Raw genomic sequence first — 11962 nt, forward strand, 5'->3', positions numbered from 1 at the left:
ACCCCAGGTCGGCCTCGATGGGGCGGTGCAATGATTGACCCTGGATCAAGACATGCAATATGATGCATGCCATCGATCCACAAGACATGCACTATTGTTCGTTGTGCCTGTCGCCTACCGCCGAGGTCACCCGCCATGAGCACCGCCGCCGTCGTTGATTACCGAACCGACCCTTCGCGCTACCGCCACTGGAAGCTGAGCTTCGAAGGCAACGTCGCCACGCTGGCGATGGGCGTGGACGAGAACGCGGGCATCCGCCCCGGCTACAAGCTCAAGCTCAACAGCTACGACCTGGGCGTGGACATCGAGCTGCACGACGCGCTCAACCGCATCCGCTTCGAGCACCCGGAGGTGCGCACCGTCATCCTGACCAGCCAGCGCGACCGCGTGTTCTGCTCGGGCGCCAACATCTTCATGCTGGGCCTGTCGACGCACGCCTGGAAGGTGAACTTCTGCAAGTTCACCAACGAGACCCGCAACGGCATCGAGGATTCCAGCAAGCATTCCGGCCTGAAGTTCCTGGCCGCGATCAACGGCTCCTGCGCCGGCGGTGGCTACGAGGTGGCGCTGGCCTGTGACGACCTGGTGCTGGTGGACGACCGCAGCTCGGCGGTGTCGCTGCCCGAGGTGCCGCTGCTGGGTGTGCTGCCGGGCACCGGCGGCCTGACCCGTGTGACCGACAAGCGCCGTGTGCGCCACGACCTGGCCGACATCTTCTGCACCACGACCGAAGGCGTGCGCGGCCAGCGCGCCGTCGACTGGCGCCTGGTGGACGCGATCGCCAAGCCGCAGCAGTTCCCGCAGGTGGTGCAGGAGCGCGCCGCCAAGCTGGCCGAGCAGAGCGACCGCCCGGCCAACGGCAAGGGCGTGGCGCTGACACCGATCGCCCGCGAATTCACCGCCGACGGCGTGATGTACCCGAACGTGGGCGTGCAGATCGACCGCACCCGGCGCAACGCCACGATCACGGTGCGTGCACCCAAGACCGCGCAGCCGACGGACATCGCCGGCATCGAGGCCGCAGGCACCGCCTGGTGGCCGTTTGCGATGCAGCGCGAGCTGGACGACGCGATCCTGCACCTGCGCACCAACGAGTTGGACATCGGCACCTGGATCCTGAAGACCGAAGGCGACGCCGCGGCCGTGCTGGCCTGCGACGCCGCGCTGCAGCAGCACGCCGGCCACTGGTTCGTGCGGGAAGTGACGGGCGCGCTGCGCCGCACGCTGGCACGGCTGGACGTGTCCTCGCGCACGCTGATCGCGCTGATCGAGCCGGGCTCCTGCTTTGCCGGCACGCTGGCCGAGCTGGCCTTCTGCGCCGACCGCAGCTACATGGCCATCCTCCCCAACGAGCCGGCGCAGGAGCCCAAGCTGACGCTGTCGGCGCTGAACTTCGGCACGTTCCCGATGGTCAACGACCAGTCCCGCCTGGCGCGCCGCTTCTACGAAGAAGCCGGCCCGATGGGCGCAGCCCAGGCCGCGATCGGCCAGGCGCTCAACGGCGACGACGCCGCCAAGCTGGGCCTGGTGACTGCGGCGCTGGACGACATCGACTGGGCCGACGAGGTGCGCCTGGTGCTGGAAGAGCGCGCCAGCATGTCGCCCGACTCGCTCACCGGCCTGGAAGCCAACCTGCGCTTCGCCGGCAAGGAAAACATGGCCACCCGCGTCTTCGGGCGCCTGTCGGCCTGGCAGAACTGGATCTTCATCCGCCCGAACGCCGTCGGTGAAAAGGGTGCGCTCAAGGTGTACGGCAAGGGCGAAAAGGCTTCGTTCGACTGGAACCGAGTTTGATGGACCACCCCCGTTGCGGCTGACGCCGCCCGTACCGAATTCAACGCCTTCGTGGCACGACCAGGAGACCCGAATGAGCAGCATCAACTACAGCGAAAAGATCCCCAACAACGTCAACCTGTCGGAAGACCGCACGCTGCAGCGCGCGCTGGAGCACTGGCAGCCCAACTACCTGCAGTGGTGGCAGGACATGGGCCCGGACGGCAGCCAGGACTTTGACGTCTACCTGCGCACGGCGGTCAGCGTCGATCCGCAGGGCTGGGCGCAGTTCGGCCACGTCAAGATGCCCGACTACCGCTGGGGCATCTTCCTGAACCCGGCCGAGCAGGACCGCAAGATCCACTTCGGTGACCACAAGGGCGAGGACGCCTGGCAGGACGTGCCCGGCGAACACCGCGCCAACCTGCGCCGCATCATCGTCACGCAGGGCGACACCGAGCCGGCGTCGGTCGAGCAGCAGCGCCACCTGGGCCTGACCTGCCCGAGCCAGTACGACCTGCGCAACCTCTTCCAGGTGAACGTGGAAGAGGGCCGCCACCTCTGGGCGATGGTCTACCTGCTGCACCGCTACTTCGGCCGCGACGGCCGCGAGGAGGCCGAGGCGCTGCTGGAGCGCCGCAGCGGCAATGCGGACAACCCGCGCATCCTGCAGGCCTTCAATGAGAAGACGCCGGACTGGCTCGCGTTCTTCATGTTCACCTACTTCACGGACCGGGACGGCAAGTTCCAGCTCTGTGCCCTGGCTGAATCCAGCTTCGACCCGCTGGCGCGCACCACCAAGTTCATGCTGACCGAGGAAGCGCACCACATGTTCGTGGGCGAGTCGGGCATCAGCCGCGTGATCCAGCGTACCGTGGACGCGATGAACCAGCTCAAGACCGACGACGTGGGCAAGCTGCGCGCGGCCGGCGTGATCGACCTGCCGACCATCCAGCGCTACATCAACTTCCACTTCTCGGTGACCATCGACCTGTTCGGCGCCGACCAGTCGTCCAACGCCGCCACCTTCTACTCGTCGGGCCTCAAGGGCCGTTACGAGGAAGGCAAGCGAGTCGACGACCACGTGCTCAAGAGCCAGCACTACAAGATCCTGGAGGTGGCCGAGGGCCAGCTGCGCGAGAAGGAAGTGCCGATGCTCAACGCCCTGAACGAGGTGCTGCGCGACGACTACATCACCGACTCGAAGGGCGGCGTGGAGCGCTGGAACCGCGTGATCGAGAAGGCGGGCATTCCCTTCAAACTGACCGTGCCGCACAAGGCCTTCCACCGCAGCATCGGCACGCTCTCGGGCGTGAAGGTGTCGCCGGACGGCCGCGTGGTGTCCGATCATGAGTGGAACCAGAAGGTCGAGAACTGGCTGCCCACCGACGAGGACCGCGCCTACGTCGCTTCGCTGATGGGCCGTGTGGTCGAGCCGGGCAAGTTCGCCAACTGGATCGCGCCGCCGGTCATCGGCATCAACCGCCAGCCGATCGACTTCGAGTACGTCCGCTTTAACTGACCACCCCCCGTTGCGCCTGACGGCGCTCCCCCCTCAAGGGGGGCGACGCTGGCGGACCGGCTGAGCCGGATCCGCGGCGTCTGCTGGCTAAAGTCCTGGCACCATCGATAGCGACAGCAGAGACAACCATGAACGCCCCCCTTGAAGGCGCTGTGATCAAGCAGCACGTCATCGATCCCGAGATCTGCATCCGCTGCAACACCTGCGAGGCGAGTTGCCCGATCAATGCGATCACGCACGACTCGCGCAACTACGTGGTGGACGTGGCGATCTGCAACTGGTGCAACGCCTGCATCCCGCCCTGCCCGACGGGCGCGATCGACAACTACCGCACGATGCCCAAGGCGGTGGCGTACAGCCTGGCCGACCAGTTCGGCTGGGACGAGCTGCCGGCCGAGCTGTCGCGCGATCAGCTGGCGGCGGCCGGTGTCGGGGCGGAGGCTGAGGCAGCGGTGACGCCGCCGGCACCCGTGCTGCCCGCGGCGGTCAGCGGGGAGAGCGAGTTCCGCTCAGCCGACTGGGGCTCGACGATCGGCCCCTGGTCCGCCGCGCATCCCTACGTCAACCTCTACGGGCCGAAGGCGCCGACCACCGCGAAGGTGGTGGGCAATGTGCGCGTCACCGACGCCGGCTACGAGAGCGACACCCACCATGTGATGCTGGACTTCGGCGGCATGCCCTTTCCGGTGCTGGAGGGCCAGTCGATCGGCATCGTCCCACCCGGCGTGGACGAGTCTGGCAAGCCGCACCATGCGCGCCAGTACTCCATCGCCAGCCCGCGCAACGGCGAGCGGCCCGGCTACAACAACGTCTCGCTGACCGTGAAGCGGGTGCTGGCCGACCACCAGGGCCGGCCGGTGCGGGGCGTGGCGTCCAACTACGTCTGCGACCTGCAGGTGGGCGACACGGTGCAGGTGATCGGGCCCTTCGGCGCGAGCTTTCTGATGCCGAACCACCCGCGCTCGAACATCGTGATGATCTGCACCGGCACCGGCTCGGCGCCGATGCGCGCGATGACCGAGTGGCGCCGGCGGTTGCGCAAGTCCGGCAAGTTCGAGGGCGGCAAGCTGATGCTGTTCTTCGGCGCGCGCACCAAGGAAGAGCTGCCCTACTTCGGCCCGCTGCAGAGCCTGCCGAAGGACTTCATCGACATCGAGTTCGCCTTCTCTCGCACGCCCGGCGCGCCCAAGCGCTACGTGCAGGACGCGCTGCGCGAGCGCGCCGCCGACCTGGCCGAGCTGCTGAAGGACGCGAACACCTGCTTCTACGTCTGCGGCCTGAAGGCGATGGAAGAGGGCGTGGTGCTGGCGCTGCGCGACATCGCCGAGAAGGCCGGGCTGAGCTGGGAGACGGTCGGCGCCGCGCTCAAGCGTGAAGGCCGGCTGCACCTCGAAACCTACTGAGGTCGCGGGACCTCCTCAGCACGATGAAGTTCGCCGAGTTCCACACCGGACAGCAGCTCACCGCCGGGCCGCATGTCGTCAACGAGGCGGAGATCGTCGGCTTCGCCAGCCAGTGGGATCCGCAGTGGTTCCATGCCGATGTGGCGGCGGCGAATGCCAGCCACTGGGGCGGCGTGATCGCCAGCGGCTGGCACACCGGCTCGATCGCGATGCGGTTGGTGGCCACGCACTTCCTGGCCGGCTCGGAGTCCTTCGCCTCCCCTGGCCTGGAGTACGTCAAGTGGCCGGCACCGGTGAAGGTGGGCGACGCGCTCACCCTGCACATCGACGTGCTGGACGCCCGCCGCAGCCAGAGCAAGCCCCACCTCGGGCTGGTGCACTGGCGCTGGCGCCTGGTCAATCAGGCCGGGCAGGACGTGTTCGAGACGGCGGCGACCAGCCTGTTCAAGCTGGTTTCGACGACTCAGGCCGACGCGCCGGCGGCATGAAGCAGGTCCGGCGCAACGCCGAGGCTTCCGAAGCGGAGTTCAATGTGTGGCATACATCACACATTGCCGGGGTGGGCAAGGCGCTGCACGCGTAAGCCAATGTGTCTGCCGCGTCGGGCAGGGAGGCCCGACACATGCCCGTGCGGTGCCATCTGCGTCCATCTGTAGCGGATGTCACAGCTCCCCCGGCGAGGGTGTGCCGGGTCGGCCCGCAATGCATAGGCTCAACCGATGAGCCTCCATGAGGGCGAAAGGGTTTGTGGACATGGGTTTTTTGCCCATTTACGTGTGAACTGGGGGCACGGGTGGCCCGCTCTGCCACGCTGATGGTGGCAGGGGCGTCGGGCTGAAAGCCCGGAAATGGCCATACAGGCTGCTGCAATTTCTCACTTGGCCCTGAGGGGGGGCTCGGTAAGGTTCAGTCCATGCACCAAGCAGTCCATGTCAGCCGCCGGATCGGTGGCGATTGCTGGTGAAACGAACCGCTCCCGAGAAAGGACCCGTGATCATGCGTGCTGCCCTCGTTCTCCGCCCCGCCCGCGCGGTGTCGCTGCTGGCCCGGCTCGGACTCGTGCTGTTGGCGGCCCCCGCCATTGCAGCGGGCGCGCTGATGTCGATGGCCCTGCTGCTGGCGGCCTTCCCCTTCGTCGCGCTGGGCGTCGGCCGGCGCCACCGGGCGCCGCTGCGGTTCACGGGTTGGGCCAGGCCGATGGCGCGGGTGCAGCCTGCGCTGGCCGCCGAGCCGGCATGGCGCCGGGCAGGCTGAAACCGGACCCGGTCGGATCGGTCGGTATCGACGCGGGGCCTGCGGCGCCGCACCGCACCTTCCGCGACAAGAAAGCAAAACGGCGTGCCAGGGCACGCCGTTTTGCTTTTTGCCGCAGGGGTCTCCCCCCGCGGCTCATGCGCTGGTCACTTGAGCGCTTCGAGCGAGACGGTGATGGTCACTTCGTCACCGACGTTGGGCGCGTACTTGCCGGCGTTGAACTCGGTGCGCTTGATGGTCGTGGTGGCGTCAGCGCCGATGGTGTCGCGCTTCATCATCGGGTGTTCCTTGTTGACGAAGTGCGTGACCTTCAGGGTGACCGGCTTGGTCACGCCCTTGATGGTCAGGTTGCCCTCGATGGTGTCGGGCTTGTCACCGGCGAAGTTCACCTTGGTGGACTTGAAGGTGGCGGTCGGGAACTTGGCGGTGTCCAGGAAGTCCTCGCCCTGGATGTGGCCGTTGAAGACGGTCGAGCCGGTTTCGACCGACTTCATGTCGATCGTCACGTCCACCGCGCCGGCCTTGGCGGCCTTGTCGAGCGTGACGGTGCCGGTGACCTTGTTGAACTTGCTCAGCTGCGTCGAGAAGCCCAGATGGTTGTACGAGAACCGCGGGAAGCTGTGGGTCGGATCGACGTTGTAGGTCTCGGGGGCGGCCGTTGCGGAAGAAGCAATGGCGGCCAGGGCGACGGCGGAGAGGACTTTGGTCAGGTGCATGGTGGGGTTTCCAGGTTGAGCAGGGAGGAGAGCGGAGGGGAAAGGCGCCGCCGTGGTAGCGGCGGCGGTGGGGGTACGAAGAGAACTGGGAGGTGACGGATTGGCGGGCCGCTCAGAGCGGGCCGACGCCGCTGAGCGTGAGCTTGAACTTCACCTGGACGTCGTTGGCGACCATCGAGGTGTCGGCCCAGTCGCCTTCACCGATCTTGAAGTCCAGGCGCTTGATCGCGAAGCTGCCGTTGGCGGTGGTGATGCCGCCGGCCTGCGTCAGCGACACGGGCACGACCACATCGCGGCTGCTGCCCTTGATGGCGAGCTTGCCCGCCACCTCGAACTTGCCCGGGCCGGCCGCCTTGATGGCGCCGGACTGGAAGGTGGCCTGGGGGAACTTCGGCACGTTGAACCAGATGGCCTTGGGCAACTCGGCGTCGGCGTCCGGGCTGACCGTGGTGCTGCCAAGGTCGATGCTGAAGGCGATCTTGCCGGCCTCGGGCTTCTTCGGGTCGAAGCTCACCTGGGCGTCGAACTTGCGGAAGCGCCCTTCGACGGGCACGCCCATCTGCCTGCTGACGAAGGTGATTTCGCTCTTGGCGGGGTCGACCTTCTGCTGGGCCAGCGCGGCCTGGCTGCCCAGGAGGGCGGTGGTGCCGAGCGCGCCGGTGACGAGCATGCGGGACAGAGACTGGGGCAGTGACATGGCGGTGCGTCGTGGAAGGGTGAGGGCCTGGGACTTCAGGCGCGCTTGAAGGGGTTCATGCGGTCGAGCAGACCGTCGCGGTCGATCCACTGGTGCTTGAGCGCAGCCCCCACGTGCAGCAGCACCAGGCCGATCAGGGCAAAGGCGGCAATCGCGTGGAAGGGCTTGATGACCTCGGCCAGCGCCTTGTCGGCCGGCACGAAGTCCGGCAACGGCAGCACGCCGAACAGCACGATGGGGAAACCCGCGGCCGAGCTGTAGGCCCAGCCCACCAGCGGCACGGTGAAGAACAGCAGGTACATCAGGTGGTGCACGCCGTGGTGGGCGGCGCGCTGCCAGGCCGGCATGGCAGTGGTCATCTGGTCGCTCAGCGGCGGCGGCCGGTGGGTGAGGCGCCAGACCAGCCGCAGCACGGACAGCAGCAGGATGCACACCCCCGCCCACTTGTGCCAGCTATAGAGCTTGAGGCGCTGCGGCGAGAGCGGCAGCTCGTGCATGTACAGGCCCACCGCGAAGGCAGCCACGATGGCCAGTGCGAGCAGCCAGTGCAGCGCGATGGCGGTCAGGCCGTAGCGGGCGCCGGGGGCCGAGGAAGGTGGGGGCATGTCGAGGCGATTCGATGCGTTGAAACTGGGAGGGAGCTTAGCCGGCCAGGTTTTCCCACAGGTTCACGCTGGGTGATGCCGACGTTTGAAAACTTCGAACAGCCGTGGGGAACTTCGTCCCGCCGCATCCACCCGCCAGGCCTTTAACCGGCAAGGACGCCCAGGGCGCGCCGGCGCGCCTCCAGGGGCGCCGCCTCGCTGCCGAGCAGGCCGTGGCGCAGGCCGAAGTCGAGCGTCACCAGCGCGGCGTCCACCGTCATCTCGCCATGGGCCGCGGCGTCGAGGGCAGCGTGGACGTCCAGGCAGGTGAAGGCGGCCACCTCGCCATCCTGGTTGGCCGGCATGACCGCTGCGGGCAGTTGCAGGTCGTAGGCGTACAGGACCTCGCGTTGCAGGCCCTCGGGCAGGTCGTGGCACAGCGCCATCACGCCGCCCGGTTGGGCCGGGGCCATCTGCCCGGGCGAGAGGCCGGCCTCCTCCCAGCCTTCGCGCTGCAGGGTCTCGAAGGGGGTTTGTCCGTCGGGCACGCCGCCGCCGACGAGGTTGTCGAGCCGGCCGGGGTCGGTCGCCTTGTCGGGTGAGCGTCGGCCGATCCAGAGCTGCGTCGGCCGCCCGAGCGCATCGGCCACCCAGCCGTTGCAGTGCGCGCCCAGGGTCAGGCTGCCCCAGAAGCGCGCCGCGGCCCGTTCGATGCGCGCCAGCGGCCGGGCGCTGCCGCCATGCACGCAGGCCTCGGCCGGTGCCTGCAGCGGCCAGACCGGGTAGGTTTCGTTGCGCCAGCCGAGGATCAGACCGGCCTGGCGAAGCGCGTGGTTCAGCGCGGCAAGACGCGCATCGCGCTCCTCGGCCGGCCAGGTCAGGTGCAGGTCGCCGTTCTCTCCACGCCGCCAGCCGGCCGGGTCGAGATCGCACACGGCTTCCCGGTGATGCCGGGCGATGCTGCCGGCCCACGCCCGCGCCTGCCCGGGCGCGCTGACCCACCAGGCCACGCGGGTGGCGGGGTCGTGGTCCATCGCTTGCTCCAGGCAGGCCCAGCGCCGGGGGGTGTTCATGCGTGCGGACTCCTGCGGGTGGGCGCCAGCGGCTGCGGGTTCACGGCCGGCCCGTGTTGCTGGCGGATGTGGCAAGCGGGTCACCCCGTTCGCTGTGCCAGCGCTGCACCGCGGCAGGGATGTCGTCGAGCCGGCTGAGCAGCTGCACGCCATCGCAGCCACGCCGCAGCAGGGGCGCGAACGGCACGCCGGCCCAGATCTCGATGGCGGGATCGGTCTGGCGGCGCAGCTCCTGCAGGCTGTCGAGCACCTGGTTGGGGTTGTTGGCGCTGGAAAAGCTCAGGGCGACGACCTGGGCGCGGTGCGCCTGCGCGGCCAGCAGCAGCTCGCGCATCGGCGTCTGCCGGCCGAGGTTGAGGCAGCAGCAGCCTTCGACGCCGAACAGCGCGTCCGCCATCAGCAGCCCCAGGCCGTGGTGCTCGCCCGGGAAGGTGGCCAGCACCACCCGCGGGCGTCCCAGCGGATCCGGCGCGGGGGCGGCCGCCAGCGCCGCGCGCAGCACGGTTTCCAGCACCTCGCTGCACAGGTGCTCCTCGTAGATCTGCAGCTGGCCCCGGGACCAGGCTGTGCCCACCTCTGCGAGGAGCGGGATGGCCATCTCGGTGATGAAGCGTGCCAGCCCGCGCCGCAGCAGCGCCTGGCTCAGGCTGCGCCGCAGGCCGTGCAACTCGTGCGCGCGCAGCAGCTGCATCAGCGCGGCCACGTCGTTGGATGGCAGGCGGCGCGCCTCACCGTCGATGGTGGCCGCGGCGGCCGCGGGCAGGGCGCGGTCCAGGGCCTTGTTGGCCAATGTGGCCGACGCGGGCGACAGGGGCGGTGAGGCCGACGTGGCCGGCGGCAAGCCCCCGGCGTGGCGCAGCAGCTCGTCCAGCGGCATGGCCACCACCCTGCCCGGGCGCAGGCCGGCATCGAGCAGCCGCTTGATGTGGCGCAGCCGCTCGACTTGGTCGAGCGGATACAGCCGCTCGCCGTTGGCGTCGCGCACCGGCTGCGGAAAGCCATAGCGGCGCTCCCAGACCCGCAGGGTGTCCTTGCCGATGCGGGTATCGCGCTCGACGGCGGCGATGGTCCAGTCGGGCGGTGTGGTTGGGGCGGTGGTGTTCATGTTCGGCGACGGGCGGTGGACTCTATTTTGTCATGGACAAAGTGTTGAACAAAATCATTTGTCGAACTAAGATGGCGCACAGATTCAATTCGTCTAGGACAAACATGGTGTGCCTCTTCAATGTGCCCAGCCTGGTCATGGCCTCGGTCCCACGCCGGGGCTGGTCATCGGAGGCGGGCGCGCCGGCGGGCTTGCGCGTTTCGGTGCCTGCCCGGGAACTTTTTTCGCAGCGGTCGGTCACAGAGCCCGTGCGGTGCGTGGAGGACGCGCATCGCGGCGGCAGGTCAGGGCGCTCACATGGTGTCCCAGTACTGTCGAACCGGTTTCAACCGTGCAGTCACCCGGATGTCCGGGTTGTCCCTCCGAAGCGCATCTCCTCCTCCTCCCTCCCTCCCTCGTTCGCTTCGGGGCGCTGCACGGTCTTCTCTTCATCGTGGACGCGGGGTGGCGTGGATCGCCGCCCCGCCGTCGCGGCCACGACCGCCTGTGGCGCGGGGGTGGCACGATGAAGCGCGTTGCCGTCATCGGGTCGGGCGTCGCCGGCCTGTCTGCCGCCTGGTTGCTCAGTGAGCCGGGCCGTTGCACCCGCGTCACGCTGTTCGAGGCCAATGACTATGTCGGCGGCCATGCGCACACGGTGGACGTCGAGCTGCCCGATGCGTCAGGGCAGTTGGTGCGCCATGGCGTGGACACGGGTTTCCTGGTCTTCAACCACCGCACCTACCCGAACCTGCTGAAGCTGTTCGAGCAGCTGGGTGTGCCCACGGCGCCGTCGGACATGTCGTTCTCGGTGCAGTCCGTCGCCGACGCGCTGGAGTGGTGCGGCAGCAGCCTCGACACGGTGTTCGCGCAGCGTCGCAACCTGCTCCGTCCGCGCTTCATCGGCATGCTGCGAGAGCTGCTGCGATTCAACCGCATCACCACCGAGCTGGCGCGCCAGGGCAATGAAGCAGCGTTGGACCAGCCGATCGGCGCCTTCCTGGACGAGCTGGGCTTCTCCGAGCACTTCCGCTGCTGGTACTTCCTGCCGATGGTGGCCTGCATCTGGTCCTGCCCGACCGAGCAGATGCTTCAGTTCCCGGTGGCCACGCTGATCCGCTTCTGCCACAACCATGGACTGCTGCAGGTGACCGACCGGCCGCAGTGGCACACGGTGCGCGGCGGCTCGCGTGAGTACGTGCGGCGCATGCTGCCGCGCATTCCGGACGTGCGCCTGTGCCAGCCGGTGCGCGCGCTGCGCCCGAACGCGGACGGCCTGGGGGGCGTGTTGGTGGTCAGCGACACAGGCGCGGAGCACTTCGACGAGGTGGTGCTGGCCTGCCATGCCGACCAGGCGCTGGCGCTGCTGGGCGACCAGGCCTCGGTCGACGAGCGCTCGCTGCTCGGGGCGATCGGCTTCCACCCCAATCGTGCCGTGCTGCACACCGATACCGGCCTGCTGCCCAAGCGCTCCCGCGCCTGGGCCGCCTGGAACTACGAGCAGGCGGTGTCGGCTGGCGGCGAATCGCGTGCCGTCTGCCTGCACTACCTGATCAACCGGCTGCAGCCGCTGCCGTTCCGCCAGGAGGTGATCGTCTCGCTGAACCCGGTGCGCGAGCCGCGCCCGGAGGCGGTGCTGGCCGAGTTCGACTACGCCCACCCGGTGTTCGATCGCGCGGCCATTGCCGCCCAGGGCCGCCTGCACGAGCTGCAGGGTCGGCGCGGCCTGTGGTTCTGCGGCGCCTGGACCGGCTACGGCTTCCACGAGGACGGGCTCAAGTCCGCCCAGCAGGTGGTGGCTGGCCTGCAGGCGTCCTGGCAGTGCGGCGACGTGCGGCTGGCCGCCTGAGGGCGTC

The 11962-nt window shown here is 68.6% G+C and carries 11 protein-coding genes; 6 read left to right on the forward strand and 5 right to left on the reverse strand.

Annotated elements, in window-relative coordinates; all coding sequences use genetic code 11:
* The first annotated feature begins 135 nt into the window (after nt 1-135).
* The 5 genes from boxC to NGK70_RS05680 all read left to right on the forward strand — a co-directional run bounded on the left by boxC (nt 136) and on the right by NGK70_RS05680 (nt 5952).
* Complete coding sequence (gene boxC / locus NGK70_RS05660; protein ID WP_251972304.1) at nt 136-1794, forward strand: 2,3-epoxybenzoyl-CoA dihydrolase; 1659 nt, start codon at nt 136-138, stop codon at nt 1792-1794.
* Nucleotides 1795-1867: 73 nt separating this feature from the next.
* A complete protein-coding gene (gene boxB, locus NGK70_RS05665) occupies nt 1868-3295 on the forward strand; it encodes a benzoyl-CoA 2,3-epoxidase subunit BoxB (RefSeq protein WP_251972305.1) in 1428 nt (475 codons plus the stop codon).
* Between the two features lie 128 nt (nt 3296-3423).
* Nucleotides 3424-4698 (forward strand): benzoyl-CoA 2,3-epoxidase subunit BoxA, encoded by a 1275-nt coding sequence (gene boxA / locus NGK70_RS05670; protein ID WP_251972306.1) that lies wholly within the window; start codon nt 3424-3426, stop codon nt 4696-4698.
* Nucleotides 4699-4721: 23 nt separating this feature from the next.
* Nucleotides 4722-5186 (forward strand): MaoC family dehydratase, encoded by a 465-nt coding sequence (locus NGK70_RS05675; RefSeq protein WP_251972307.1) that lies wholly within the window; start codon nt 4722-4724, stop codon nt 5184-5186.
* A 508-nt stretch (nt 5187-5694) separates the two neighbouring features.
* Nucleotides 5695-5952: a hypothetical protein gene (locus NGK70_RS05680; protein WP_251972308.1), complete on the forward strand. Its 258-nt coding sequence runs from the start codon at nt 5695-5697 to the stop codon at nt 5950-5952.
* Nucleotides 5953-6098: 146 nt separating this feature from the next.
* Here NGK70_RS05680 and NGK70_RS05685 read toward each other — a convergent pair whose 3' ends face one another.
* The 5 genes from NGK70_RS05685 to NGK70_RS05705 form a co-directional block, all read right to left on the reverse strand.
* A complete protein-coding gene (locus tag NGK70_RS05685; protein ID WP_428985577.1) occupies nt 6099-6668 on the reverse strand; it encodes a YceI family protein in 570 nt (189 codons plus the stop codon).
* Nucleotides 6669-6780: 112 nt separating this feature from the next.
* Nucleotides 6781-7365, reverse strand: a complete 585-nt coding sequence (locus tag NGK70_RS05690; RefSeq protein ID WP_251972309.1) for a YceI family protein — start codon at nt 7363-7365, stop codon at nt 6781-6783.
* Nucleotides 7366-7400: 35 nt separating this feature from the next.
* The gene (locus tag NGK70_RS05695; RefSeq protein WP_251972310.1) at nt 7401-7970 is read right to left on the reverse strand and encodes a cytochrome b; all 570 of its coding nucleotides are present in this window, start codon (nt 7968-7970) and stop codon (nt 7401-7403) included.
* 143 nt (nt 7971-8113) lie between these two features.
* Entirely contained in the window at nt 8114-9022 is a 909-nt protein-coding gene (locus NGK70_RS05700; RefSeq protein WP_251972311.1) for an NUDIX hydrolase, read from the reverse strand.
* Between the two features lie 40 nt (nt 9023-9062).
* On the reverse strand, nt 9063-10127 hold the full coding sequence (locus NGK70_RS05705) for a MerR family transcriptional regulator (RefSeq protein ID WP_251972312.1): 1065 nt from the start codon (nt 10125-10127) through the stop codon (nt 9063-9065).
* Between the two features lie 505 nt (nt 10128-10632).
* On the opposite strand from NGK70_RS05705, the gene NGK70_RS05710 reads away from it, so the two are divergent.
* The gene (locus NGK70_RS05710; protein WP_251972313.1) at nt 10633-11955 is read left to right on the forward strand and encodes an NAD(P)/FAD-dependent oxidoreductase; all 1323 of its coding nucleotides are present in this window, start codon (nt 10633-10635) and stop codon (nt 11953-11955) included.
* The last annotated feature ends 7 nt before the right edge of the window (nt 11956-11962 follow it).

This window comes from Sphaerotilus microaerophilus (genome assembly GCF_023734135.1).
GTDB classification, from domain to species: Bacteria; Pseudomonadota; Gammaproteobacteria; order Burkholderiales; family Burkholderiaceae_C; genus Sphaerotilus; species Sphaerotilus microaerophilus.

Excerpts from the sequence above, each read along its gene's own strand:
- NGK70_RS05675 (WP_251972307.1), top strand. The coding sequence starts at position 4,722 with ATGAAGTTCGCCGAGTTCCACACCGGACAGCAGCTCACCGCCGGGCCG.
- NGK70_RS05685 (WP_428985577.1), bottom strand. The coding sequence starts at position 6,668 with ATGCACCTGACCAAAGTCCTCTCCGCCGTCGCCCTGGCCGCCATTGCT.
- NGK70_RS05700 (WP_251972311.1), bottom strand. The coding sequence starts at position 9,022 with ATGAACACCCCCCGGCGCTGGGCCTGCCTGGAGCAAGCGATGGACCAC.
- NGK70_RS05705 (WP_251972312.1), bottom strand. The coding sequence starts at position 10,127 with ATGAACACCACCGCCCCAACCACACCGCCCGACTGGACCATCGCCGCC.
- NGK70_RS05680 (WP_251972308.1), top strand. The coding sequence starts at position 5,695 with ATGCGTGCTGCCCTCGTTCTCCGCCCCGCCCGCGCGGTGTCGCTGCTG.
- NGK70_RS05690 (WP_251972309.1), bottom strand. The coding sequence starts at position 7,365 with ATGTCACTGCCCCAGTCTCTGTCCCGCATGCTCGTCACCGGCGCGCTC.
- boxC (WP_251972304.1), top strand. The coding sequence starts at position 136 with ATGAGCACCGCCGCCGTCGTTGATTACCGAACCGACCCTTCGCGCTAC.
- NGK70_RS05710 (WP_251972313.1), top strand. The coding sequence starts at position 10,633 with ATGAAGCGCGTTGCCGTCATCGGGTCGGGCGTCGCCGGCCTGTCTGCC.
- NGK70_RS05695 (WP_251972310.1), bottom strand. The coding sequence starts at position 7,970 with ATGCCCCCACCTTCCTCGGCCCCCGGCGCCCGCTACGGCCTGACCGCC.
- boxA (WP_251972306.1), top strand. The coding sequence starts at position 3,424 with ATGAACGCCCCCCTTGAAGGCGCTGTGATCAAGCAGCACGTCATCGAT.
- boxB (WP_251972305.1), top strand. The coding sequence starts at position 1,868 with ATGAGCAGCATCAACTACAGCGAAAAGATCCCCAACAACGTCAACCTG.